Origin of the sequence: Streptomyces sp. NPDC059003, assembly GCF_042740445.1 — a bacterium.
In the GTDB taxonomy this organism is placed as follows: domain Bacteria; phylum Actinomycetota; class Actinomycetes; order Streptomycetales; family Streptomycetaceae; genus Streptomyces.
Map to the genome: position 1 here is coordinate 1 of NZ_JBHYJH010000146.1, position 23,480 is coordinate 23,480.

20 protein-coding genes and 1 pseudogene are annotated in these 23,480 nt (G+C 70.9%); 12 read left to right on the forward strand and 9 right to left on the reverse strand.

The features are described 5' to 3' along the window. Nucleotides 1–88 (reverse strand): annotated as a pseudogene (locus tag ACFWZ5_RS35190) (DNA-binding response regulator); the annotation flags it as partial. Between the two features lie 360 nt (nt 89–448). Between ACFWZ5_RS35190 and pdhA the strand changes: the two are divergent. Genes pdhA through ACFWZ5_RS35205 form a run of 3 tightly spaced genes read left to right on the forward strand, consistent with a single transcriptional unit; the run spans nt 449 to nt 4,118 of the window. Beyond that, on the forward strand, nt 449–1,666 hold the full coding sequence (gene pdhA, locus ACFWZ5_RS35195) for a pyruvate dehydrogenase (acetyl-transferring) E1 component subunit alpha (RefSeq protein WP_384790291.1): 1,218 nt from the start codon (nt 449–451) through the stop codon (nt 1,664–1,666). Between the two features lie 2 nt (nt 1,667–1,668). Next, the gene (locus ACFWZ5_RS35200; protein WP_384790294.1) at nt 1,669–2,649 is read left to right on the forward strand and encodes an alpha-ketoacid dehydrogenase subunit beta; all 981 of its coding nucleotides are present in this window, start codon (nt 1,669–1,671) and stop codon (nt 2,647–2,649) included. A gap of 11 nt (nt 2,650–2,660) precedes the next feature. Next, nucleotides 2,661–4,118, forward strand: coding sequence for a dihydrolipoamide acetyltransferase family protein (locus tag ACFWZ5_RS35205; protein ID WP_384790297.1), 1,458 nt, complete (start codon nt 2,661–2,663; stop codon nt 4,116–4,118). 57 nt (nt 4,119–4,175) lie between these two features. On the opposite strand, the gene ACFWZ5_RS35210 is transcribed toward ACFWZ5_RS35205, so the two are convergent. After that, nucleotides 4,176–5,060: a D-alanyl-D-alanine carboxypeptidase family protein gene (locus ACFWZ5_RS35210; protein WP_384790300.1), complete on the reverse strand. Its 885-nt coding sequence runs from the start codon at nt 5,058–5,060 to the stop codon at nt 4,176–4,178. A gap of 306 nt (nt 5,061–5,366) precedes the next feature. Here ACFWZ5_RS35210 and ACFWZ5_RS35215 point away from each other — a divergent pair, with 306 nt between their 5' ends. Further along, nucleotides 5,367–6,038 carry a GntR family transcriptional regulator gene (locus tag ACFWZ5_RS35215; protein WP_384790304.1) on the forward strand — a complete coding sequence of 224 codons (672 nt, stop codon included), beginning with the start codon at nt 5,367–5,369 and terminating at the stop codon, nt 6,036–6,038. Then, entirely contained in the window at nt 6,035–7,348 is a 1,314-nt protein-coding gene (locus tag ACFWZ5_RS35220) for a nitrate/nitrite transporter (RefSeq protein ID WP_384790307.1), read from the forward strand. Before ACFWZ5_RS35215 ends, ACFWZ5_RS35220 begins: the two co-directional genes overlap by 4 nt. A 68-nt stretch (nt 7,349–7,416) precedes the next feature. Here the strand turns inward: ACFWZ5_RS35220 and ACFWZ5_RS35225 are convergent, their stop codons facing one another. Then, nucleotides 7,417–8,241: a maleylpyruvate isomerase family mycothiol-dependent enzyme gene (locus ACFWZ5_RS35225; RefSeq protein WP_384790310.1), complete on the reverse strand. Its 825-nt coding sequence runs from the start codon at nt 8,239–8,241 to the stop codon at nt 7,417–7,419. 136 nt (nt 8,242–8,377) lie between these two features. On the opposite strand from ACFWZ5_RS35225, the gene ACFWZ5_RS35230 reads away from it, so the two are divergent. Further along, nucleotides 8,378–9,211 carry a carbon-nitrogen family hydrolase gene (locus ACFWZ5_RS35230; protein WP_384790313.1) on the forward strand — a complete coding sequence of 278 codons (834 nt, stop codon included), beginning with the start codon at nt 8,378–8,380 and terminating at the stop codon, nt 9,209–9,211. Nucleotides 9,212–9,220: 9 nt separating this feature from the next. Here ACFWZ5_RS35230 and ACFWZ5_RS35235 read toward each other — a convergent pair whose 3' ends face one another. The 4 genes from ACFWZ5_RS35235 to ACFWZ5_RS35250 all read right to left on the reverse strand — a co-directional run bounded on the left by ACFWZ5_RS35235 (nt 9,221) and on the right by ACFWZ5_RS35250 (nt 14,095). Further along, entirely contained in the window at nt 9,221–9,715 is a 495-nt protein-coding gene (locus ACFWZ5_RS35235; protein WP_384790316.1) for an LURP-one-related/scramblase family protein, read from the reverse strand. A 52-nt stretch (nt 9,716–9,767) separates the two neighbouring features. After that, complete coding sequence (locus ACFWZ5_RS35240) at nt 9,768–11,072, reverse strand: M18 family aminopeptidase (protein WP_384790319.1); 1,305 nt, start codon at nt 11,070–11,072, stop codon at nt 9,768–9,770. A gap of 272 nt (nt 11,073–11,344) precedes the next feature. After that, on the reverse strand, nt 11,345–13,171 hold the full coding sequence (locus ACFWZ5_RS35245) for an acyl-CoA dehydrogenase (RefSeq protein ID WP_384804064.1): 1,827 nt from the start codon (nt 13,169–13,171) through the stop codon (nt 11,345–11,347). A 129-nt stretch (nt 13,172–13,300) separates the two neighbouring features. Then, nucleotides 13,301–14,095, reverse strand: a complete 795-nt coding sequence (locus ACFWZ5_RS35250) for an alpha/beta fold hydrolase (RefSeq protein ID WP_384804062.1) — start codon at nt 14,093–14,095, stop codon at nt 13,301–13,303. A 357-nt stretch (nt 14,096–14,452) separates the two neighbouring features. Between ACFWZ5_RS35250 and ACFWZ5_RS35255 the strand changes: the two genes are divergently transcribed. The 3 genes from ACFWZ5_RS35255 to ACFWZ5_RS35265 all read left to right on the forward strand — a co-directional run bounded on the left by ACFWZ5_RS35255 (nt 14,453) and on the right by ACFWZ5_RS35265 (nt 17,226). Next, the gene (locus ACFWZ5_RS35255; RefSeq protein ID WP_384804060.1) at nt 14,453–14,932 is read left to right on the forward strand and encodes an SseB family protein; all 480 of its coding nucleotides are present in this window, start codon (nt 14,453–14,455) and stop codon (nt 14,930–14,932) included. 169 nt (nt 14,933–15,101) lie between these two features. After that, nucleotides 15,102–16,058 carry a pirin family protein gene (locus ACFWZ5_RS35260; protein ID WP_384804058.1) on the forward strand — a complete coding sequence of 319 codons (957 nt, stop codon included), beginning with the start codon at nt 15,102–15,104 and terminating at the stop codon, nt 16,056–16,058. Between the two features lie 88 nt (nt 16,059–16,146). Beyond that, entirely contained in the window at nt 16,147–17,226 is a 1,080-nt protein-coding gene (locus ACFWZ5_RS35265) for an AI-2E family transporter (RefSeq protein WP_384804056.1), read from the forward strand. On the opposite strand, the gene ACFWZ5_RS35270 is transcribed toward ACFWZ5_RS35265, so the two are convergent. Further along, entirely contained in the window at nt 17,166–19,511 is a 2,346-nt protein-coding gene (locus tag ACFWZ5_RS35270; protein WP_384804066.1) for a SpoIIE family protein phosphatase, read from the reverse strand. The two genes, ACFWZ5_RS35265 and ACFWZ5_RS35270, sit on opposite strands and share 61 nt — an antisense overlap. Nucleotides 19,512–19,724: 213 nt before the next feature. Here ACFWZ5_RS35270 and aspS point away from each other — a divergent pair, with 213 nt between their 5' ends. Beyond that, nucleotides 19,725–21,512 carry an aspartate--tRNA ligase gene (gene aspS, locus ACFWZ5_RS35275; RefSeq protein WP_384804054.1) on the forward strand — a complete coding sequence of 596 codons (1,788 nt, stop codon included), beginning with the start codon at nt 19,725–19,727 and terminating at the stop codon, nt 21,510–21,512. Nucleotides 21,513–21,635: 123 nt separating this feature from the next. On the opposite strand, the gene ACFWZ5_RS35280 is transcribed toward aspS, so the two are convergent. Next, on the reverse strand, nt 21,636–22,025 hold the full coding sequence (locus tag ACFWZ5_RS35280; protein WP_384806879.1) for a VOC family protein: 390 nt from the start codon (nt 22,023–22,025) through the stop codon (nt 21,636–21,638). A gap of 175 nt (nt 22,026–22,200) precedes the next feature. Here ACFWZ5_RS35280 and ACFWZ5_RS35285 point away from each other — a divergent pair, with 175 nt between their 5' ends. Both ACFWZ5_RS35285 and ACFWZ5_RS35290 read left to right on the forward strand, forming a co-directional pair. Beyond that, nucleotides 22,201–22,812: a TetR/AcrR family transcriptional regulator gene (locus tag ACFWZ5_RS35285; RefSeq protein ID WP_384806882.1), complete on the forward strand. Its 612-nt coding sequence runs from the start codon at nt 22,201–22,203 to the stop codon at nt 22,810–22,812. Then, the coding region (locus ACFWZ5_RS35290) for a DNA glycosylase AlkZ-like family protein (RefSeq protein WP_384891743.1) at nt 22,809–23,480 on the forward strand (672 nt) is incomplete at its 3' end. The genes ACFWZ5_RS35285 and ACFWZ5_RS35290, both read left to right, overlap by 4 nt.

The following is a 23,480-nucleotide window of genomic DNA, read 5'->3' on the forward strand; positions in this document are numbered from 1 at the left end:
ACTCCACGGTGAGCATTTCGTGGACTCCGCGCCGTACGACCTCGTGATCGTCGAGCAGGAATACGGTGATTTTTCCATCTTCGCGCACGGTGTCAGTGTCACACATCAAGTCTTCCCGTGCCCGGGGTGGCCGGGATAACGTGCCGGTGTTCCGGCCCCCTGCCAGGCTGTGATCAGTGTCGTGACCAGGAAGTGCTTCCCCCTTTCTCGATTTACTTGGATTTCCTAGCGATATTTACTTGGAAATCCAAGCAAAATTGCAGGTCAGATGGGGTTTCACAGTTTTGGGACACACTGGGTAACGTGCTTGGAGAAGGGCGCTCGCCGGGGCACCTGTCACGCCTTGTCCCGGCTGAGCCGCACCCACCCCGTGCGACGGGCTGGAATCGGGCGAGCCGTACTGGCCTTCCCGGTGGACCCCGGGGGCCGGACCGACGGAGGAGCACACGTGACCGTGGAAAGCACCGCCGCGCGCACGCCGCGCCGCGCCACCAGCGGCAAGCGCGCTAGTGCGAGCGCGAAGAAGAGTGCGAGCGCCAAGAAGGACGCGGCTCGGGATGGCCACACCGAGCTCGTACAGCTGCTGACGCCCGAGGGCCGCCGGGTCAAGAACCCCGAGTACGACAAGTACGTCGCGGACATCACGCCGGACGACCTGCGTGCCCTGTACCGGGACATGGTGATCACCCGCCGCTTCGACGCCGAGGCCGTCACCCTGCAGCGCCAGGGCGAGCTCGGCCTGTGGCCCTCGCTGCTCGGCCAGGAGGCCGCGCAGGTCGGCTCGGGGCGCGCCACCCGCGACGACGACTACGTCTTCCCCACCTACCGCGAGCACGGCGTTGCCTGGTGCAAGGGCGTCGACCCGACGCTGCTGCTCGGCATGTTCCGGGGCGTGAACAACGGCGGCTGGGACCCCAACAGCAACGGCTTCCAGCTGTACACGATCGTCATCGGCTCGCAGGCGCTGCACGCCACGGGGTACGCGATGGGCATGGCCAAGGACGGCGCGGACAGCGCCGTGATCGCGTACTTCGGCGACGGCGCGAGCAGCCAGGGCGACGTGGCCGAGGCGTTCACGTTCTCCGCGGTCTACAACGCCCCGGTGGTGTTCTTCTGCCAGAACAACCAGTGGGCGATCTCCGAGCCGACGGAGAAGCAGAGCCGGGTGCCGCTGTACCAGCGCGCGCAGGGCTACGGCTTCCCCGGCGTCCGCGTCGACGGCAACGACGTGCTCGCCTCGCTCGCGGTCACCAAGTGGGCCCTGGAGCGGGCGCGCGCGGGCGAGGGCCCGTCCCTGGTGGAGGCGTTCACGTACCGCATGGGCGCGCACACCACCTCCGACGACCCGACGCGCTACCGGCGCGACGAGGAGCGCGAGGCCTGGGAGGCGAAGGACCCGATCAAGCGCCTGCGCGCCTATCTGGAGTCCGAAGGCCACGCTGATGAGGGATTCTTCGCGGAACTCGACGCGGAGGCCGAGGCGTTGGGCAAACGAGTGCGAGAGGTGGTGCGGGCGATGCCGGATCCCGAGCCGATGTCGATCTTCGAGAACATCTACGCGGACGGGCACGCCCTCGTGGACGAGGAGCGGGCCCAGTTCGCCGCCTACCAGGCGTCGTTCGCGGACGCCCCGGTGAGCGCCGCCACGGGCGGGGAGGGCAAGTAACCATGGCCGTACAGAAGTTGCCGATCGCCAAAGCGATCAACGAATCCCTGCGCAACGCGCTTGAGACCGACCCGAAGGTCCTCGTCATGGGCGAGGACGTCGGCAAGCTCGGCGGCGTCTTCCGGGTCACGGACGGGCTGCAGAAGGACTTCGGCGAGGACCGCGTCATCGACACGCCGCTGGCCGAGTCGGGCATCGTCGGCACGGCCATCGGCCTGGCCCTGCGCGGCTACCGCCCGGTGGTGGAGATCCAGTTCGACGGCTTCGTCTTCCCCGCGTACGACCAGATCGTCACGCAGCTCGCGAAGATGCACGCGCGGGCGCTCGGCAAGGTCAAGGTGCCGGTCGTCATCCGCATTCCGTACGGCGGCGGCATCGGCGCCGTCGAGCACCACAGCGAGTCCCCGGAGGCCCTGTTCGCGCACGTCGCGGGCCTGAAGGTGGTCACTCCTTCGAACGCGTCCGACGCGTACTGGATGCTGCAGCAGGCCATCCAGAGCGACGACCCGGTGATCTACTTCGAGCCGAAGCGGCGCTACTGGGACAAGGGCGAGGTCAACACCGACGCCATCCCGGACCCGCTGCACAAGGCCCGCGTGGCCCGCGAGGGCACGGACGTGACGCTGGTCGCGTACGGCCCGATGGTGAAGACCTGTCTGGAGGCCGCCGCGGCCGCCGCCGACGAGGGCAAGTCCCTGGAGGTCGTGGACCTGCGCTCGGTCTCGCCCCTCGACTTCGACACGGTGCAGGCCTCGGTCGAGAAGACCGGCCGCCTCGTCGTCGTCCATGAGGCGCCGGTGTTCTTCGGCTCGGGCGGGGAGATCGCCGCGCGCATCACCGAGCGCTGCTTCTACCACCTGGAGGCGCCCGTGCTGAGGGTCGGCGGCTTCCACGCCCCGTATCCGCCCGCCCGGGTGGAGGAGGACTATCTGCCGGGCCTCGACCGGGTGCTCGACGCCGTCGACCGCTCGCTTGCGTACTGAGGGAAGAGGTCGTGACGACAATGACTGACACTGCGTCGGCGGTGCGTGAGTTCAAGATGCCCGACGTGGGCGAGGGGCTCACCGAGGCCGAGATCCTCAAGTGGTACGTGGCGCCGGGTGACACCGTCACCGACGGCCAGATCGTGTGCGAGGTGGAGACGGCCAAGGCGGCCGTGGAACTGCCCATTCCGTTCGACGGCACGGTCCGGGAGCTCCGGTTCCCGGAGGGCACGACGGTGGACGTCGGCCAGGTGATCATCACGGTGGGGCCGGAGGGCGGCTCCGCGCCCGCTCCTGAGGCCACGCCCGAGGCCACGCCTGAGACGGCACCCGAGCCCGCGCCGGCCGTCGAGCCGGAGGCGCCCGAGGCCCCCAAGGGCCGTCAGCCGGTCCTCGTCGGGTACGGCGTCGCCGAGTCCTCCACGAAGCGCCGCGCCCGCAAGCCGGTGCCCGGCCAGGCCGACGAGCCGCCCGCAGGACCGTCCTTCACGGCGGCGATCCAGGGCGAGCTGAACGGCCACAGCGCCCCGGCGCCCGCGGCCACCGCCGCCGCGGCCACCGCCCCGGCGACCGGTGCGCGCCCGCTCGCCAAGCCCCCGGTCCGCAAGCTCGCCAAGGACCTCGGCGTGGACCTGGCGACGGTCACGCCGTCGGGCCCCGACGGGATCATCACCCGTGAGGACGTCCACGCGGCGGTGGCCGTCCCGGAGCCCGCCCCGCAGCCGACGGTGGTCCAGGAGCCCGTCGTGGCGCCCGCGCCCGCCGACGCCCGCGAGACCCGCATCCCGGTCAAGGGCGTCCGCAAGGCCACCGCCCAGGCGATGGTCGGCTCGGCGTTCACCGCGCCGCACGTCACGGAGTTCGTGACGGTGGACGTGACGCGCACGATGAAGCTCGTCGAGGAGCTGAAGCAGGACCGCGCCTTCGAGGGCCTGCGGGTGAACCCGCTCCTGCTGATCTCCAAGGCGCTCCTCGTGGCGATCCGCCGCAACCCGGACGTCAACGCCGCCTGGGACGAGGCGAACCAGGAGATCGTCCAGAAGCACTATGTGAACCTGGGCATCGCCGCGGCGACCCCGCGCGGTCTGATCGTGCCGAACATCAAGGACGCGCACGCCAAGACCCTGCCCGAGCTGGCCGAGGCGCTCGGCGGACTGGTGACCACGGCCCGCGACGGCAAGACGTCACCGGCCGCCATGCAGGGCGGCACGGTCACGATCACGAACATCGGCGTCTTCGGCATCGACACGGGCACGCCGATCCTGAACCCCGGCGAGTCCGCGATCCTCGCGGTCGGCGCGATCAAGCTCCAGCCGTGGGTCCACAAGGGCAAGGTCAAGCCCCGCCAGGTCACGACCCTCGCCCTGTCCTTCGACCACCGCCTGGTGGACGGGGAGCTGGGCTCCAAGGTGCTCGGCGACGTGGCGGCGATCCTGGAGCAGCCGAAGCGGCTGATGACCTGGACGTAGGCTCACACATGAAGGGCCCGCCGCGATGTGCGGCGGGCCCTTCATGTGCAGGCGCGGTTACGCGACCTTGAAGCCGTAGTCCATGATCTTCTTGGCGTCCTTGTAACGGGACTCCTTCGTCGGCGCCGTCAGGACGGTGCCGACGATGGTCTTGCCGCCTCGCGTCGCGGCGAAGACGAGGTTGAACTTCGCCTGGGCGCCGGAGCCGGTCTTCACACCGATCGCGCCGCGGTAGGAGCCGAGGAGCTGGTTGGTGTTGCCCCACGTGGGCATGCCACGGGTGCCGCCGTTGGGCATCGTGGGCTTCGCCTTGTGGTACCGCGTCTTCACGACCGTACGGAACAGCGAGTTCTTCATCGCCTTGACCGTCAGCTTGGTGAGGTCGCGCGGCGACGAGTAGTTCGCACCATTGCTTATGCCGTCGAACGAGTCGAAGTGCGTGTTGCGCAGGCCGAGGTCGCGGGCGGTCTTGTTCATCTTGCCGATGAACGACTTCACGCGGGCACCGCGCGAGGAGCCCTTGCCGTAGGTGTCGGCGAGGGCGTAGGCGGCGTCGCAGCCGGACGGCAGCATCAGGCCGTAGAGCAGGTCGCGGACGGTGGCCTTGTCGCCGACGATGAGGCCCTTGGCCGAGGACGCGCCGTTGCGGACGATGTAGTCGCTGTACGCCTTCTGGTACTTGACCTTGCGGTTCAGGTTCAGGTTCGGCTGGTTCAGCACCGTGAGCGCGGTCGCGATCTTCGTGGTGGACCCCGTCTTGAGGCGGGAGTCGGCGCCCTTCGTGAACAGCGTCTTGCCCGTCCCGCTGTTCATCAGGAAGCCGCCCTTCGCCGAGATCGACGGCTTGGGCGGCGCGGCGGCCTGCGCGGCGGGTGCCGTGATGACCGTCGTCGCCATGACGGCCCCGGCGGTGACGACGGCTGCTGCCGACGCGCGGCGCATGCCAGTTGTCCGGATTCTCAAGGTAGACGCTCCATTGTCCCTGATACGTGAGTTGGGCGGCCCGCACCCCAAACCCCCCGAATTACAGACGACATGGGGGAGCCGCCACGGACAAGACTCGCGAGGGGGCGTGAAGGATGCACGGACGACGGAAAAAGTGACCCGAAAGTTGTCGTGTGATCCCGCATGTACGAGGGCGCTGTCCGTATGGCGGCATGAGGGAGCTGGCCGAATCACGACATGAAGGCGCTGTCCGGATCGTGGACCGAAGATCCCCCGTATACGTGTTGTATCTATGCTGTGCGCATGCCCACCGCCCCCACGGTCCCCTTGGTTCCCGCCAAACAGCCCCCCGCCGCCGAGCGCGTCTACGCCCACGTCAAACAGAGCGTCCTGGAGCGCCGTTACGAAGGCGGCACCCTCCTGACCGAGGGCGAACTCGCCGACGCCGTCGGCGTCTCCCGCACCCCCGTGCGCGAAGCGCTGCTCAAGCTCGAAGTGGAGGGGCTGCTCCGCCTCTACCCGAAGAAGGGCGCGCTCGTCCTGCCGGTGTCCGCGCAGGAGATCGCCGACGTCGTCGAGACCCGCCTCCTCGTGGAGACCCACTCGGTGCGCAAGGCGGTGCCCGCGCCGCCGGGCCTGCTCGACCGGCTCGCAAAGCTCCTGGAGAAGCAGCGGGAGCAGGCCGCGGCGGGCGACCTCGCCGGGGCGGCCACGACGGACCGCTGCTTCCACGCCGAGATCGTCCGCAGCGGCGGCAACGAGATCCTGTCGCGTCTGTACGACCAGCTGCGCGACCGCCAGCTGCGGATGGGCGTCGCCGTGATGCACTCCCACCCGGACCGGATCGCGAAGACCCTCGCCGAGCACGAGGAGATCCTGGCCGCGCTCACCGCCGCCGACGCGGACGCGGCGGTGGCCGTGGTGACCCGGCACGTCGGCTGGTTCCAGAACCTCGCCCGGGGGGCGACGCGATGAGCTCCCCCTCCGGACGCCTCCCGAGTGATCCCCCGGGCGGCAAACGGGCCGTCCTCGTCTGGTCCGTCGGCGTCGCCGTCTACTTCGTCGCCGTCATCTTCCGCACGTCCCTCGGCGTCGCGGGCCTGGACGCGGCCGACCGCTTCCACGTCAACGCCTCCGCCCTGTCGACGTTCTCGATCCTCCAACTGCTCGTGTACGCGGGCATGCAGATACCCGTCGGCCTGATGGTCGACCGGCTCGGCACGAAGAAGGTCCTCACCCTCGGCGTGGTCCTGTTCACCGTCGGCCAGCTGGGCTTCGCGCTCTCGCCGTCGTACGGCACCGCGCTCGCGTCGCGCGCGCTGCTCGGGTGCGGTGACGCGATGACGTTCATCAGCGTCCTGCGGCTCGGCACGCGCTGGTTCCCGGCCCGGCGCGGCCCCCTGGTCGCGCAGCTCGCGGGCCTGGTGGGCATGGCGGGCAACCTCGTGTCGACGCTCGTCCTCGCGCGCCTCCTCCACGAGGTCGGCTGGACCGCGGCGTTCGCGGGCAGCTCGCTCGCCGGAGTCGTCGTCCTCGTCCTGATGTCGCTGTTCCTCAAGGACCACCCGGAGGGCCACGAGCCGGAGCCGCCCGCGGCCCGCGCGAAGGCCGGACCCGGCTTCGTACGCGAACAGATCGCGCTGTCGTGGCGGGAGCCCGGCACGCGGCTCGGCCTGTGGGTGCACTTCACGACGCAGTTCCCCGCGATGGTGTTCCTGCTGCTCTGGGGACTGCCGTTCCTGGTCGAGGCGCAGGGACTCTCGCGCGGTGCCGCGGGCGACCTGCTCACCCTGGTCGTCCTGTCGAACATGGCGATAGGCCTGGTCTACGGCCAGATCGTGGCCCGGCACCACGCGGCGCGCCTGCCCCTGGCGCTCGGCACGGTCGCGGCGACGGCGCTCGTGTGGGCGGCCATGCTGGCGTACCCCGGGGACCATGCGCCCCTGTGGCTCCTCATCGTGGTGTGCGCGGTGCTCGGGGCGTGCGGGCCCGCTTCGATGATCGGCTTCGACTTCGCCCGGCCCGCGAACCCGCCGGAGCGGCAGGGCACCGCGTCCGGCATCACGAACATGGGCGGCTTCGTCGCGTCGATGACGACGCTGCTCGCGATCGGCGTCCTGCTCGACGTGACGGGCGACAACTACCGCGTCGCCTTCTCGGCGGTCTTCGCCCTGGAGGCCCTGGGCGTCAGCCAGATCCTGCGCCTGCGCGGGCGCGCCGCCCGGCGGGAGCGCGAGCGGCTCGTCGCGAGCCGGGTGGAGACGGTGCACGTGCCGGCGGCCTGACGGGCCGGGGAGGCGCCGTCTCCCCGGCTGCCCGCGTCATGGCGTGCCCGTGATACGGCGGGCCCGCGTCACGGCGTGACCGCGAACTCCCCGAGGATCGCGTCGCCGAGGTCCTGGTCGCCCTCGACCTTCACCCGGTCCCTGACCGCCGCGTACGTCACGCGGCCGCAGGCGAGGCGGAAGTACGTGTCCCAGTCCATGCCGATGGTGACGAGGGGGCCGAGCGAGGGGGTGTTGTCGACGGTGCCCCTGCCCTCCGCGTCGACGCGGACCGTGCGCAGGAACTCGACGGGGCCGCTCACGTCGAAGACGACGGCCGAGTTGGCGGGGGCGCCCGCGTTCTTCGCGACGACCTTCGGCAGGCCCTGCAGGAGCAGGTCGCGGGCGACGTACGCGCCGGGGGACTCCAGGTTGCCCGGCTTGCGCAGGGTCGTGCGCAGGTCCTGCTCGTGCACCCACACGTCGAAGGCCCGCACCCGCATGGCCAGTTCGAGGGTCTGCTCCGAGCCGAGGGGGCCGCGCACCTTCGCCGACGGGTCGCGCGACTCGTTCCGCAGCTGGCGGTTGCGCCGGATGATCGTGTACTCCAGCTCGGAGGTCATCTCCGGCGCCGTGTGGTGGCGGCGCACGTCCACCTGCATCTCCATGTACCGCTGGCTCTCGTTCTGCACGTGGTAGAGGTCGCGCGGCAGGGTGTGGATCGGACGGGGGTCGCCCAGCATCTCGCAGTCGAGGCCGATGACGTGGGAGACGATGTCCCGGACGGACCAGCCCGGGCAGGGCGTCGGCTGGTTCCACTCGCCCTCGGCGAGCGGCGTCACCAGCTCGGATATCGCATCCACGGCGTGGGTCCAGGCATCGGCGTAGGTTTGCAGGCTGGGATGGAGACTCACGGGACCCCTCGGCGGTCGTACGCGGGCGGTGGGTGTCTTGGGGGCTTAAGTTACGCTGCCCGTGGGCACCCCGGCAGTGCTTTCGTGTGACGATCGTAGGCCTACTTGACGGTTCGAATGCCAGGACGGTGGTACTGTGCGCGCCTCTCTCCTCCAGATCGCCGTAGACGATGACGAATCCGTCAATTCCCGTAGGCAGCGCGTCTCGTCGCTGATCCGCGAGGTCGCCGGGCGGGAGGGCTCCGATCTGGTCGTCCTGCCGGAGCTGTGGACGACGGGGGCGTTCGGGTACGAGGCGTTCGCCACGGAGGCCGAGCCGCTTCAGGGTCCGACGTACGAGGCGATGGCCAAGGCCGCGAGCGACGCGGGCGTGTGGCTGCACGCCGGGTCGATCCCCGAACGGGCCGCTTCCGACGGCGGCTCCGCCGCGGGCGAGGGCCCCCTCTACAACACCTCCCTGGTCTTCTCCCCGTCCGGCGAGCTGGCCGGCTCCTACCGCAAGATCCACCGCTTCGGCTTCGACAAGGGCGAGGCCGTCCTGATGGGCGCGGGCACCGAACTCGTCACCGTGCGGACGCCGGAAGCCGTCCTCGGCCTCGCGACCTGCTACGACCTGCGCTTCCCCGAGCTGTTCCGGGGGCTCGTCGACCAGGGCGCCGAGGTGTTCGTGGTGCCCGCGGGCTGGCCCGCGCGCAGGCGGGCGCACTGGTCGCTGTTCGCGCGGGCGCGGGCCGTCGAGGACCAGGCGTTCGTCCTCGCCTGCGGTACGGCGGGCACGCACGCGGGAGTGGAGCAGGCCGGGGCCAGCGTCGCCGTCGACCCCTGGGGCGAGGTGCTCGGCGAGGCCGGGGGCACGGCGGCGGAGGTCCTCACCGTGGACCTGGACCTGGCGAAGGTCGCCGAGACGCGGGAGCAGTTCCCGGCGCTGAAGGACCGGCTCCTGGGCGTGGCCGAGCCGCGCCGCCCCTGACGCCGCCTGTCAGTCCTGCCCGCGCTCCTTCTCCGCCATCCGGATCACGCACACGGCGACGGCGAGCAGCAGCGCGGGATCGGCGTCGTCCCGGACGATCTGGACGCCGTACGCGTCCCGGGCGCTGAACCACCGCCGTGAGATGTCCGCGAGCAGCTCGCCCTCGTACTCGATCGCGAACTCGCGGTCCAGGATCTTGCCGCTGACGTCGAGCTCCGTGCCCTCCACCAGCGTCACGCGGTAGTGGTTGCGCAGCAGGGAGAGCCGCTTCCGCTTCACCGTGGCGAGCGGCTCGCCCCCGCGTTCGATCACCATCGTGTCGCGGAGGGCGAGCATCTTCGCGCGGATGACGATGAGCACCCGGCCCTGCATGTCCTTGAGCTCGAAGGTGTCGCGCAGCCGCATGGCCTTGCCGTCGACGAGGAAGACCTTGCGGCCGTGGTCGTCCTCGATCCAGTAGTCGTCACCGATGCCGAGCAGCCGGTCGCGTACGAGAAGCCTCATGCGGCCATGAGTACCCAGAAGCGGACGATCCGCTCCCGTGGACGCGCGGACGTCAGCCTTCGAGGAACGCCAGGAGCGCGTCCGCCAGCATGGGCGGGTCGTCGACGCCGCACAGCTCCCGGACGCTGTGCATGGACAGGATCGCCACGCCGATGTCGACCGTCTTGATGCCGTGCCGCGCCGCCGTGATCGGGCCGATCGTCGTGCCGCACGGCATCGCGTTGTTGGAGACGAACGACTGGAACGGCACGCCCGCCTTCGCGCACGCGGCGGCGAACACGGCGCGGCCGCCGCCGTCCGTCGCGTAGCGGTTGTTGACGTTCACCTTCAGGATCGGGCCCCGGTTGGCGCGCGGGTGGTGCGTCGGGTCGTGCCGCTCGGCGTAGTTGGGGTGCACGGCGTGGCCCGTGTCGGAGGACAGACACACCGTGCCCGCGAAGGCGCGCGCCTTGTCCTCGTAGGACCCGCCGCGCGTGAACACCGAACGCTCCAGGACGCCGCCGAGCAGCGGGCCGTCGGCGCCCGTGTCGGACTGCGAGCCGTTCTCCTCGTGGTCGAAGGCGGCGAGGACCGGGATGTACGGCAGCGCGTCGGCGTCCGGCGCGGTGGCGACGGCGGCGAGCGCGGCCGTCGCGGCGTGCACGGACAGGAGGTTGTCCATGCGCGGCCCCGCGAGCAGCTCGCGGTCGCGGCCCAGGTACGCGGGCGGCTCCACGGAGTGGGTCATCAGGTCCCAGCCGGTCACCTCGCCGGGGGCGATGCCGCACTCCTCCTCGACGAAGCGGATCAGGTCGCCCTCGCGCACGTCGTCGCCGAGGCCCCAGATGGGCTGCATGTGCTTCTGCTTGTCGAGCTTGAGGCCCTCGCTGTGCACCGAACGGTCCATGTGGATGGCCAGTTGGGGCACGCGGAGCAGCGGGCGGTCGATGTTGACCAGCCGCGTCGAGCCGTCCTTCAGCGTGAGGCGCCCTGCGAGGCCCAGGTCGCGGTCCAGCCAGGAGTTGAGCAGCGGCCCGCCGTAGATCTCCACGGCGACCTGGCGCCAGCCGTGCGCGCCGGCGTCCGGCAGCGGCTTCACGCGCAGGTTCGGCGAGTCGGTGTGGGCGCCGACGATCCGGAACGGGGTGTGGGCGGCGGCGCCCGCCGGCACGTACCACGCGATGATCGCGCCGCCCCGCAGCACGTACTTGCCGCCGCTCGTGGCGTCCCAGGCGTCGGTCTCCTGCACCTGCCGGAAGCCGGCCTTCTCCAGCCGCTCGGCGGCGCTCGCCACGGCGTGGTACGGCGACGGGCTCGCCGCCAGAAAGGACATGAGGTCGTCGGTGTGACCGCGGTCGAAGCGGGGGCGTGTGCTCATGCGGTCACCTTAACCAGGCCCCTGGGCCCTCGGCGGTCCTGTCTGCGGGCCTCCGCCGCTACCGCGGCGGTTGTCTCCCACCCGCCCGCCCGTTTCCACCTTTACGCGGGGTGGGCGCCTCTTGTGGGGGTTGCCCGCCGTCGGCGGCGTATGGGGCGGGCGGGCGGGGTAGCTCCCGCCGCGGAGCGGCGGGCACGGAGGCGTACGCGGCTGTCGCCGAACAGGCCGGTGGCCCGCCCCCGGGGAGGGGCGGGCCACCGGTGCGAGGGGGCTTAGAAGGCCGCCTCGTCGAGTTCCATGAGGTCGAGGGCCACGCCCTCGGAGAGGGCGCGCTGGGTGGCGACGCCCGGGAGCACGTTCGCCGCGAAGAACTTCGCCGCGGCGATCTTGCCCTGGTAGAACGGCACATCCTTCGCGGCGGCGGTCTCCAGCTTCTCCGCCGCGACGGCGGCACCGCGCAGCAGCAGGTAGCCGACGACGACGTCGCCGGAGGCGAGCAGCAGGCGCGTGGTGTTGAGGCCGACCTTGTAGATGGACTTGACGTCCTTCTCCGTGGCCGCGAGGTCCGTCAGCATGACGCCGACGATGGCCTCGAGCTCGACGGCGGCCTTGGCCAGCTCCTCGCGGGCCCCGGCGAGCTCCTCGCCGCCCGTGCCGACGGCGAGGAACTTCTTGATCTCCTCGGCGAGGCCGTTCAGCGCGGCGCCCTGGTTGCGGACGATCTTCCGGAAGAAGAAGTCCTGGCCCTGGATGGCGGTGGTGCCCTCATAGAGCGTGTCGATCTTGGCGTCGCGGATGTACTGCTCGATCGGGTACTCCTGGAGGTACCCCGAGCCGCCGAAGGTCTGGAGCGACTGGGCCAGCTGCTCGTAGGCCTTCTCCGAGCCGTAGCCCTTCACGATCGGCAGGAGCAGGTCGTTGAGGGCGTTCAGCTGGGCGGCGTCCTCGCCCGTCGCCTCCTTGACCGCGATGTCGTCCTGGACGGCCGCGGTGTACAGGACGAGGGCGCGCATGCCCTCCGCGTACGCCTTCTGCGTCATCAGGGAGCGGCGCACGTCCGGGTGGTGAGTGATCGTCACCTTCGGCGCGGTCTTGTCCATGAACTGGGCGAGGTCGGGGCCCTGGACGCGCTCCTTGGCGTACTCCAGGGCGTTCAGGTAGCCCGTGGACAGCGTGGAGATCGCCTTCGTGCCGACCATCATGCGGGCGAACTCGATGATGCGGAACATCTGGCGGATGCCGTCGTGCTTGTCGCCGATCAGCCAGCCCTTGGCGGGGTGCTTGTCGCCGAACGTCATCTCGCAGGTGTTGGACGCCTTGAGGCCCATCTTGTGCTCGACGTTCGTCGCGTACGCGCCGTTGCGGGCGCCGAGCTCGCCGGTCTCCCAGTCGAACTCGAACTTCGGCACCAGGAACAGGGACAGGCCCTTGGTGCCGGGGCCCGCGCCCTCGGGGCGGGCGAGGACGTAGTGGAGGATGTTCTCCGACATGTCGTGCTCGCCGGACGTGATGAAGCGCTTCACGCCCTCGATGTGCCAGGAGCCGTCCTCCTGCTGCACGGCCTTGGTGCGGCCCGCGCCCACGTCCGAACCGGCGTCCGGCTCGGTGAGGACCATCGTCGAGCCCCACTGCTTCTCGACGGCTATCTCGGCGATCTTCTTCTGCGCCTCGGTGCCCTCTTCGAAGAGGATGCCGGCGAACGCCGGGCCCGAGGAGTACATCCAGATCGCCGGGTTGGCGCCGAGGAGCAGCTCCGCGTACGCCCAGATCAGGGAGCGGGGCGAGGTGGTGCCGCCGATCTCCTCGGGCAGGCCGAGACGCCAGTACTCGGAGTCCATGAAGGCCTGGTAGCTCTTCTTGAAGGAGTCCGGGATCGGCGCGGTGTTGGTCTCCGGGTCGAACACCGGCGGGTTGCGGTCGGCGTCCTCGAAGGACGCGGCCAGCTCGTTCTCGGCGAGGCGGGCGAGCTCGCCGAGGATGTTCCGTGCGGTCTCGACGTCCATCTCCGCGAACGGGCCGGTGCCGTACAGCTTGTCGCGGCCGAGCACCTCGAAGAGGTTGAACTCGATGTCGCGGAGATTCGACTTGTAGTGCCCCATGGCGACGGCTCCGTTAGTGGCTCGGGAGGCTGAACCTCGAGTGCGTACCAGTAAGTAGCAAGTGGTTGTCCATGATGCTACCCGCCGGTAATAAGAGGCAACCCCTGATGGCCCAAGTGTGAGCAGGCTCTACTTGCCGGGCACCTCCGCGAGGAACTCGGTGATGAGCTTCTGCCACTGGGCGGGCTGCTCGGCGAACGGCAGGTGGCCGGTGGCCAGCTCCGCGGTGCGGGCGCCCGCGATGCCCGCGGCGACCTCCCTGTGCAGGGTCGGCGGGACCAGGCGGTCCTCCGTGGTCGTGATCACCAGCGTCGGCACGGAGATCTGGGGCAGGTCCGCGCGCACGTCCACGCGGGACGCCAGGTCCACGTGCTCCTCCGTGCCCTCCGGGAGCGTGTCCGCCGTGCCGCGCAGGGTGGCCGCCAGCTCCTGTGGGGACAGGGCCTCCAGGGCCGCCGGGCTCAGGGCGAGCGGGACCAGGAACTCGGCCAGGATGTCCCGCTCACCGGACGCCGCCAGGTCCCGCCAGGTGCGGGCCGTCAACGTCAGGCGGTTGTCCGGGTGGGCGAAGGGGGCCGTCAGGGCCAGGGCCGTCACGCGGTCCGGGTGGCGGGTCGCCGCCCTGATCGCCACCGGGGCTCCCAGGGAGTAGCCCACGAGCGTGAAGGTGTCCGCGGACTCGGCGTCCGCCGCGGCGATCAGCTCGTCCGCGAGGGTGTCCAGGTCGAGGGGGGCCGTGGAGCGGGGCGTGGCCCCCGTGCCCGGGTAGTCGATGCCCACGGCTCTGTGGGTCTTGGTCAGGTCTTCGATGATCGGGCCGTAGTTGGCGGCGAAGGAGCCGCCTGCGCCGTGGGCCAGGAGCAGGGTGGGGCCGGCCTTGGGGCCGGCGGTGGTCCGTGCGTACGTGGACGTGGTCGTGGACATGGGAGGTCCCCCCTCGGTTCCGAGTGCATCTGTAGCCCTCGCTACAAAAACCGTACCCCTCCCGCCCTCTCATTGTCTAGCGCCCACTACAGAATGTTCTGTCGGCTGCGCGTGGGGTGGGCGGGCGGGGTAGATCCGCCGCGAAGCGGCGGGCCGGAGGCGCATCGGGCCCGGGTGCGGGTCGGTGGGTGGTGCGCCGCGCTGCGCGCGGCGTTGTTTCCCACCCGCCCGCCCGTTTCCGGTCGGATGGCGGGGGACGCCCCTCGCGGGGGTTGTTCGCCATTGGCGGGTGCGGGGCCGGGTGCGGGGCGGTGGATACGGGTGGGCGCCCACGCCAGGGTCGGTACGCTGGGGGGCATGTACGGCTACGACCAGCACGCCGGTGCCGGGCAGGGGTACGCCCCGCCCCAACAGCCGCAGCAGCACGCGCAGATGCCCGGTGGTTACGGCCAGCAGGCCCCGCTGTATCCCGAGCCCTCGCCGCCGTCCCTCGCGGACGCGGTGCGCGCGTTCACCACGGGGTCGATGTCCGCCGAGGACTTCCAGCAGGTCTTCGCGACGTCGAAGGTGTACTGCCCGCGCGGCGACAACCCGGGCTTCCTCGCGCTGCACAACACGCAGCAACCGGTCATCCCGATGTTCACCTCGCTCAAGGAGCTGCGGAGGTACGCGGGCAAGGAGTCCAAGTACTTCGTCATCACCGGTGCCGAGGTGATCGACCTGCTGCCGACCGGCTACGGCTTCGTCCTCGACATGGAGGGTGAGCATCGCATGGTGTTCGACGCCAAGGCCGTCGAGCAGATGGTGGATTTCGCGATGCGCCGCATGTACGGCTAGACGCCAGGCGTATGTAGGCACGCTGGGCGACCCGCCCGGTTTTGGCCGCTGCCGCTCTCTCGACTGATCACGTGAACGCCCGGAGGGAATGCCCTCCGGGCGTTCCGTGTTTCGAAGTGGCAGAAAGTTCTACGTTCAACTAATCTGAGCGTACAAGGAGGTCCGAACCATGCCTGCAGTGACCGTCGAGAACCCGCTGACCCTGCCCCGCGTGACCGTCCCGGCCGATGCCGTGGCGCGTCCCGTGCTCGCCGTGACGACCGCTCCGAGCGGCTTCGAGGGCGAGGGGTTCCCGGTGCGCCGGGCGTTCGCCGGGATCAACTACAAGTACCTCGACCCGTTCATCATGATGGACCAGATGGGTGAGGTGGAGTACGCGGCCGGGGAGCCCAAGGGCACGCCCTGGCACCCGCACCGCGGCTTCGAGACCGTGACCTACCTGATCGACGGCACCTTCATCCACCAGGACTCCAACGGAGGCGGCGGCACCATCAAGAACGGAGACACCCAGTGGATGACGGCGGGCTCGGGCCTGCTGCACATCGAGGCGCCGCCGGAGTCGCTCGTCCTGTCCGGCGGGCTCTTCCACGGCCTCCAGCTGTGGGTCAACCTGCCCGCCAAGGACAAGATGATGGACCCCCGCTATCAGGACATCCGCGGCGGCCAGGTGCGGCTGCTCACCTCGCCCGACGGGGGCGCGCTCCTTCGGGTGATCGCCGGTGAGCTCGACGGGCACGAAGGGCCCGGGATCACGCACACGCCGATCACGATGATCCACGCGACCGTGCGGCCCGGCGCCGAAGTCACCCTCCCCTGGAGAGAGGACTTCAACGGGCTCGCGTACGTGCTCGCCGGGCGCGGCACCGTCGGGGCCGAGCGGCGCCCCGTCGAGCTGGGGCAGACGGCCGTCTTCGGCGCCGGTGGCTCCCTCACCGTCCGGGCCGACGACAAGCAGGACTCCCACACGCCCGACCTGGAGGTCGTCCTGCTCGGCGGACAGCCGATCCGGGAGCCCATGGCGCACTACGGGCCGTTCGTCATGAACTCGCGGGCCGAGCTCCAGCAGGCCTTCGAGGACTACCAGAAGGGGCTTCTGGGGTCCGTGCCCGCGGTGCACGGCATGTGACATCCCGGTGGCGTACGGGGCGGGGTGCCCCGCCCCGTACGGCGTACACCCCCGTGCGGGGCGGCACCGGCCGTGATCCGGTGAAGGCGTGCGTACCCTTCTGCCCCCGCCGGTCCAGCGCGTCGCCGCCTGGTGCGCCGCCGTGCTGCTCGTCGCCGGCGTGGCCGGTGTCGGCGTCTGGCTGTGCGTGGTGTTCAAGACGGCGGTCACGCCGGTGCTGCTCGCGCTGCTGGGCACCGCGCTGCTCGGGCCGCTGTACCGGCGCCTGGTGAAGATGCGGGTGCAGCGCTCGCTCGCGGCCGGGCTCACCTGCGCCGCCGTGCTCGCCGTGGTCGGCGGGGCCGTCTACATCGTCGTCGTCGCGCTCATCGACACCGGCGACCAGATCGTCGCCTCCCTCAAGGACGCGGGCCGGTCCCTCGCCGACCACTTCGGCGCGGCCGGCACGTCCCTGGACGACCTGGCGTCCAACTCCAAGGAACTCCTCGGCAAGTTCGGCGGGACGGCGGCCTCCGGCGTCGTCAGCGGCCTCAGCGTCGTCGGCGAGATGATCGCCACCGCCGTGCTCGCGCTGCTGCTGGTCTTCTTCTTCCTGCGGGACTCGCACAAGGCCGCGGACACGCTGCGCTCGCTGGTGCCCGCCGCGTCGGCGGACACGGTGGAGGCGATGGCCCGCCGGGCGTTCACGGCCGTCGAGGGCTTCATGCGCGGGACGACGTTCATCGCGCTCATCGACGCCGTGTGCATCACCGTCGGGCTGCTCGTGCTGCGCGTGCCGGGGGCGGCCGGGCTCGGGGCGCTCGTCTTCGTCGGGGCCTACATCCCGTATCTGGGGGCGTTCCTCTCGGGTGCGATCGCCGTCCTGGTGGCCCTTGCCGATCGCGGGGTCGCCATCGCGCTGTGGGCGCTCGGCGTGGTCCTCGCGGTGCAGGTCCTCGAGGGGCATGTGCTCCAGCCGATGATCCAGAGCAGGACCGTGCAGATGCACCCGGCGGTGGTGATGCTCGCCATCACCGCGGGCGCGTCCGTCGCCGGGATCATCGGGATGCTGCTCGCCGTGCCGCTGACCGCCGCCGCCTTCGGAGTGCTGTCGGAGCTGCGGGCCCGTTACGCGGGAGCGGAATCCGCGTCGGCCGCCTCTCCGGAGAGCTCCCCCGACGCTTCGTAGAGGTCCCCAGGCGCTTCGTAGAGGTCCCCCGGCGTTTCCTGCGCTTCGTAGAGCTCGAACCAGATGCTCTTGCCCTCGCCGCGCGGGTCCACGCCCCACCGGTCCGCGAGCAGCTCCATGAGCACCAACCCGCGCCCGGAGGAGGCGAGTTCGCCGGGGTGCCGCTTGTGCGGCAGGTCGTCGCTGCCGTCGGTGACCTCCACGCGGAGCCTGCGCGCGCCCGCCTCACCGGTGACCTCGGTGACCTCGGCGACCAGGAGCGCGTCGCCGTCGGTGTGCACCAGGACGTTGGTGACCATCTCGGAGACGAGCAGGACCGCCGAGTCGACCTGGTCGGCGTCCGCCCAGTCGTGCAGCAGGTCCCGGAGGTGGCCGCGGGCGCCCGCCACGCGCTCCGGCTCGGCCTGGGCGATGGTCAGCATGGTGCGCCGGACGCGGGTGCGCTGCTGCTCGGGGCGGCCGGTGCGGCGGAGCAGCAGGACCGCTATGTCGTCCTCGCGGCGGTCGGCGAGCGGTCCCGTGGTGTGGTGCGACGAAGGGCCGTGCACGGCCTGTACGAGGGTGTCGGCGAGCGCCTCCAGGCCGTCGTCCACCGCCGTGCTCGAACCCTCGTAGCCGTCGTAGCCGTGGACGGCCCCCGCCGGGTCCGCGTACTCCCCGTACTCCCCGGGTCCCTCGAATCCCTCGTACTCCCTGAGGATGCCGTGGATGCGCGACCAGCCGGTGTCCAGGTCGTGGCCGCCGGTCTCGATGAGGCCGTCGGTGCAGATCAGCATGGTCTCGCCGGTGTCCAGGACGAGACGGCTCGTGGGGTAGTCGGCGTCCGGGTCGATGCCGAGGGGGAGGCCGCCCGCGATGGGCCGCTGCAGGACCGTGCCGTCGGCCATGCGTATGACGGGCTCCGGGTGTCCCGCGCGGGCGATCTCCAGGATGCCGGTCGCCGGATCGGCCTCTACGTAGAGACAGGTCGCGAAGCGCGGGTCGGCGCCCGTGTCGTCGCGGTTGTCCGTGGAGCCGTAGCTGATGCCGTCCGTGATGCCGGACAGGAAACGCGTCGCCCTGGAGAGCACCGCGTCCGGGCGGTGGCCCTCGGACGCGTACGCCCGCAGGGCGATCCGCAGCTGCCCCATCAGGCCCGCCGCCCGCACGTCGTGGCCCTGGACGTCGCCGATGACGAAGGCGATGCGGCCGCTGGGCAGCGGGATCATGTCGTACCAGTCGCCGCCGACCTGGAGCCCGCCGCCCGTCGGTACGTAGCGGGCGGCGACGCTCATGCCGGGGATCTCCGGGCCGAGCGTCGGCATCATCGACCGCTGCAGGCCCTCGGTGAGCTCACGCTCCGACTCGGCGACCCCGGCCCGCGACAGGGCCTGCGCGAGCATCCGGGCGACGGTGGTGAGCACGGAGCGCTCGTCGGGCGTGAACGACACGGGGTACGTGAACGCCGCCATCCACGCGCCCATCGTGCGGCCCGCGACGATCAGCGGCAGGAACGCCCACGACTGCCGCTTGAAGCGCGAGGCGAGCGGCCAGGTCGTCGGGTAGCGGCGGCGGTACTCCTCCGGAGAGGACAGATAGACCGCGCGGCCGGTGCGCAGCACCTCGGCGGCCGGGTAGTCGGTGTCCAGGGGCATCGAGGCGAGCGGGTCGTCGTCTCCGTAGCCGTGGTGTCCGTGGTGGCCGACGACAGTGAGCCGGTCGCCCGTGGCGCCGAACACGGCGAGGCCGTCCGGCGAGAACCCGGGCATGGACAGGCCCGCGGCCACCCTGAGCACCTCCTCCGTGGAGCGGGCCTCCGCGAGCGCGCGGCCCGCGTCCAGGAGGAACGCCTCACGGGAGCGGCGCCAGTCGCCGGTCACGGGGGTGCGGGCGGCGGCGCCCGGGGAGGGCTCGGTGACCTCCTGGAGGGTGCCGATCAGCTCGTACGCGTTCGACGACGCGTCGTGCACGATCGGACGGGTGCGGCTGCGGACCGTGCGCAGGACGCGGCGGCCCTGCTCGTCCATGATCCGCAGGCGGGCCTCGGCGAGGGTGCCCTCGGCGACGGCGAGCTGCACGATGCCGTGGATCTCGTTCCAGTCGACGGGGTGGAAGCGGGACCGTACCGCCGCCTCCGTGGTGGTCACCTCGCGCTCGGGCAGGCCGAGCAGGCGGGCCGCCTCCGCGTCCAGGGTGACCGTCCCGCGCGCGTTGTCCCAGCGCCACAGGCCGGTCGCGATGGCGGCAAGGACGTCTCGTACGGGCGGCAGCGCGCCCTGGCCGGGCGGCAGAGAGGCGTCCCCCATCCGCTCGCGGGGCTCATCGGTGCGCATTGATCCACTGTAGGAAGAGGTCCGGACCACTCGCCACCTTGGCCCCGGGGGACGCAGGCCCCTCGTATACGAGGGGAAGTGATCTTGCGCCGGACGGTAGCCTTGACAGCTAGCAAGTTCTCTCGGGCGCGTCCGGAAGCGGCCCGAGTCGGCATCCCCCGATCTCGAAAGACTGGATGAACGACGATGCATCGGTACAGGTCCCACACGTGCGGTGAGCTCCGCGCCTCTGACGTCGGCACGGACGTCCGGCTGAGCGGCTGGCTGCACAATCGGCGCGACCTGGGCGGCATCCTCTTCATCGATCTCCGCGACCACTACGGCATCACGCAGCTGGTGGCCCGCCCCGGCACGGCCGCCGCCGAGGTCCTGGACAAGCTCTCCAAGGAGACCGTCGTCCGCGTGGACGGCAAGGTCGTCTCCCGCGGCACGGAGAACGTGAACCCGGAGCTGCCCACCGGCGAGATCGAGATCGAGGCCGTCGAGGTCGAGGTGCTCGGCGCGGCCGCCCCGCTGCCGTTCACGATCAACGCGGAGGACGGGGTCAACGAGGAGCGGCGCCTGGAGTACCGCTTCCTGGACCTGCGCCGCGAGCGCATGCACCGGAACATCATGCTCCGGTCGGCCGTCATCGCCGCGATCCGCCACAAGATGGTGGCCCTCGGCTTCAACGAGATGGCGACGCCGATCCTCACCGCGACCTCCCCCGAGGGCGCGCGCGACTTCGTGGTGCCCTCCCGCCTGAACCCGGGCAAGTTCTACGCCCTGCCGCAGGCCCCGCAGCAGTTCAAGCAGCTGCTCATGATCTCCGGCTTCGACCGGTACTTCCAGATCGCGCCGTGCTTCCGCGACGAGGACGCCCGCGCGGACCGCTCGCCGGGCGAGTTCTACCAGCTCGACGTCGAGATGTCCTTCGTCGAGCAGGAGGACGTCTTCCGGCCGATCGAGCAGCTCATGACCGAGCTGTTCACGGAGTTCGGCGGCGGCCGCGAGGTCACCTCGCCGTTCCCGCGCATCCCGTTCCGCGAGTCGATGCTGAAGTACGGCTCGGACAAGCCGGACCTGCGCGCCCAGCTGGAGCTCGTCGACATCACCGACGTGTTCGCGGACTCGGAGTTCAAGGCGTTCGCGGGCAAGCACGTGCGGGCCCTGCCGGTGCCGGACACGGCCGCGCAGTCCCGGAAGTTCTTCGACGGCCTCGGCGAGTACGCGGTCGAGCAGGGCGCCAAGGGCCTGGCCTGGGTGCGCGTCGCCGAGGACGGCTCGCTGACCGGACCGATCGCCAAGTTCCTCACCGAGGCGAACGTCGAGGAGCTGACCAAGCGCCTCTCGCTCGCCGCCGGTCACGCCGTCTTCTTCGGCGCGGGCGAGTTCGACGAGGTCTCGAAGATCATGGGCGCGGTGCGCGTCGAGGCCGCGAAGCGTGCGGGGCACTTCGAGGAGGGCGTCTTCCGCTTCTGCTGGATCGTCGACTTCCCGATGTACGAGAAGGACGAGGAGACCGGAAAGATCGACTTCTCCCACAACCCCTTCTCGATGCCGCAGGGCGGCATGAAGGACCTGGAGGAGAAGGACCCGCTGGACATCCTGGCCTGGCAGTACGACATCGTCTGCAACGGCATCGAGCTGTCCTCCGGCGCGATCCGCAACCACGAGCCGGACGTCATGCTGAAGGCCTTCGAGATCGCGGGCTACGCCGCCGAGACCGTCGAGCAGGAGTTCGCGGGCATGCTGCGCGCGTTCCGCCTCGGCGCGCCGCCGCACGGTGGCATCGCCCCTGGCGTCGACCGGATCGTGATGCTGCTCGCGGACGAGCCGAACATCCGCGAGACCATCGCCTTCCCGCTCAACGGCAACGCGCAGGACCTGATGATGGGGGCCCCTACCGTCCTCGAGGAGGCCCGCCTCAAGGAGTTGAACATCTCGCTCCGTAAGCCGGTTGCCTCCGGCGAGGGTAAGCAGGGGGACAAGTAGCCCTTGTCGGGTGGCTCTTGGGGCCCGGGACCGGTTTCGGTCCCGGGCCCCTTTGTTTTTGCCGCTTCGCGGATTTTTTCCCACCCGCCCGGCCCGTTTCCACTTGCCGCTGGCGGGTGCGGGTCAGGCCTCGCCCTCCTGGCGCTGGTTCACGCCGATCACGTAGCCGTCCGGGTCGGTGAAGTACATGATCGGGCGGCCCTCGACCGTGGTCTCCTTGATCACGTTCACCAGGGGGCGGATCCGCTCCGCGTACGTGGCGAAGTCGTCGACGCCCACGTAGAACATGCCGAACGCGCCCACCGGCGTGTCCTTGTGCACGGGCAGCCACTTCCGCAGGTGCTCGTCGCGGTGGACCATCAGCGCGAACCTGCCCTCGAAGAGCAGGATGCGCAGGTCGTCCTCGGGGTCGTTGTTGCCGGGCAGTGCCGTGAAGCCCAGCTTCTCGTAGAAGGCGACGGTCGCGTCGGTGTTCGTCACGCCGAGGCAGGGGGCGAAGGCGGGGCTGCTCATGGGGATCACCTCTCGGGGGGTTCACTTACTTGTACATCTGTACTGTAGGCCATGAGGATGTTGGGCGCAATACGGACATTTTTGGTTTTTCGGGGTCGAGTTTTCTGGATAATGGGGTGTGCAGTACAGTACGTACGTACTGATGTTGCTGTTCTCTGTGCGTTGAGGAGACCGTATGGCCGTCGAAGGGCGTCGGCGTCGTGACCCCGCGCGGCGGATCGAGGAGATCGTCGAGGCCACCGAGCGGGTCATCGCCGCGCGCGGTGTCGAGGGGCTCACGCATCGCGCGGTCGCCGCCGAGGCGGGCGTGCCGCTCGGCGCGACGACGTACCACTTCGCCACGAAGGACGACCTGATCGCGGCGGCCCTGCGCCGCTCCGTCGACCGCTTCTCGGAGTATCTCGACGAGTGGGTGGCGCGCCGGCCCGGCCTCACGCCCGAGCAGTGCGCCGTGCTGCTCGCCGACGCCGTGCTCCCGCCCGACGGCGGGCCCGAACGGGCCCAGCAGGTCGTGGAGTTCGAGCTCTACCTCGCCGCCCTGCGCCGCCCCGCCCTGCGGACGATCGCCGAGGAGCACAACGAACTGTCCGTGCGGGCCCTGACCCACTACACCGACCCGGAGACCGCCGCCGCCGCGGGCGCCGCCCTCATGGGGATCAGCCTGCGCGCCCTCGCCGCGCCCGCCCCGCCGACGCGCGCCGAGGTCGAGCGGATCCTGCGCCGCATCCTCACCCCCAACCCCGCGCTCGACCGGCCCTCCGGCCAGGAGCAGGAGGCGGCTCAGTGATCGCCCGCCGTACCGTCACCGACGCCGAGCGGCGCGCCCGGCTCGGGGCGCGGCACCTGCTGCGGCGCGACACCCGCGTCACCCGCGTCGAGGACGTGGCCGACGCCCTCGTGGGCCTGCACGCCACCGACCCCGCGACGGTGTTCCTGTCCGCCGCCGCGCGGCTCGCCCGGCCCACCGTCGCCGAGATCGAGCGCGGCCTGTACGACGACCTCACCGTGACGCGGATGCTGTGCATGCGGCGCACCATGTTCGTCGTGCCCACCCCGCTCGTGCCCGTCGTGCACGCGTCGACCGCGCGGGCCGTGGCCGCGAAGGAGCGCGAGGGGTGCCGGGCCTTCCTCGCGGGCGCGGGCTGGGACGAGCGGCGGTACGCCGCCGTGGAGCGGGCCGCGCTCGCCGCCCTGGAGCGGCTCGGCGAGGCGGGCGCCGCCGAACTGGCCGAGGCCGTGCCGGACTTGAGGGAGAAGGTCACCGTCTACCCGGGGAAGTCGTACGAGGCGCGGCAGGCCGTCGGCTCGCGCGTCCTGCGGGTGCTTGCCGCCGAGGGGCGGATCCGGCGGGCGCGGCCGCGGGGCGGGTGGACGTCGAGTCAGTTCCGGTGGGTCCTCGCGGATGCGCCCCAGACCCGCCCCTTCCCGAACCAGGGGGGCTCCGCCCCCCTGGAC

What these genes read in the sequence shown, in the direction of transcription:
- ACFWZ5_RS35255 (WP_384804060.1), top strand. Translation starts at nt 14,453, where the DNA reads ATGTACGGCTACGACCAGCACGCCGGTGCCGGGCAGGGGTACGCCCCG.
- ACFWZ5_RS35240 (WP_384790319.1), bottom strand. Translation starts at nt 11,072, where the DNA reads ATGAGCACACGCCCCCGCTTCGACCGCGGTCACACCGACGACCTCATG.
- ACFWZ5_RS35215 (WP_384790304.1), top strand. Translation starts at nt 5,367, where the DNA reads ATGCCCACCGCCCCCACGGTCCCCTTGGTTCCCGCCAAACAGCCCCCC.
- ACFWZ5_RS35220 (WP_384790307.1), top strand. Translation starts at nt 6,035, where the DNA reads ATGAGCTCCCCCTCCGGACGCCTCCCGAGTGATCCCCCGGGCGGCAAA.
- ACFWZ5_RS35210 (WP_384790300.1), bottom strand. Translation starts at nt 5,060, where the DNA reads ATGCGCCGCGCGTCGGCAGCAGCCGTCGTCACCGCCGGGGCCGTCATG.
- ACFWZ5_RS35270 (WP_384804066.1), bottom strand. Translation starts at nt 19,511, where the DNA reads ATGGGGGACGCCTCTCTGCCGCCCGGCCAGGGCGCGCTGCCGCCCGTA.
- ACFWZ5_RS35280 (WP_384806879.1), bottom strand. Translation starts at nt 22,025, where the DNA reads ATGAGCAGCCCCGCCTTCGCCCCCTGCCTCGGCGTGACGAACACCGAC.
- ACFWZ5_RS35245 (WP_384804064.1), bottom strand. Translation starts at nt 13,171, where the DNA reads ATGGGGCACTACAAGTCGAATCTCCGCGACATCGAGTTCAACCTCTTC.
- ACFWZ5_RS35260 (WP_384804058.1), top strand. Translation starts at nt 15,102, where the DNA reads ATGCCTGCAGTGACCGTCGAGAACCCGCTGACCCTGCCCCGCGTGACC.
- ACFWZ5_RS35235 (WP_384790316.1), bottom strand. Translation starts at nt 9,715, where the DNA reads ATGAGGCTTCTCGTACGCGACCGGCTGCTCGGCATCGGTGACGACTAC.
- aspS (WP_384804054.1), top strand. Translation starts at nt 19,725, where the DNA reads ATGCATCGGTACAGGTCCCACACGTGCGGTGAGCTCCGCGCCTCTGAC.
- ACFWZ5_RS35285 (WP_384806882.1), top strand. Translation starts at nt 22,201, where the DNA reads ATGGCCGTCGAAGGGCGTCGGCGTCGTGACCCCGCGCGGCGGATCGAG.
- ACFWZ5_RS35250 (WP_384804062.1), bottom strand. Translation starts at nt 14,095, where the DNA reads ATGTCCACGACCACGTCCACGTACGCACGGACCACCGCCGGCCCCAAG.
- ACFWZ5_RS35200 (WP_384790294.1), top strand. Translation starts at nt 1,669, where the DNA reads ATGGCCGTACAGAAGTTGCCGATCGCCAAAGCGATCAACGAATCCCTG.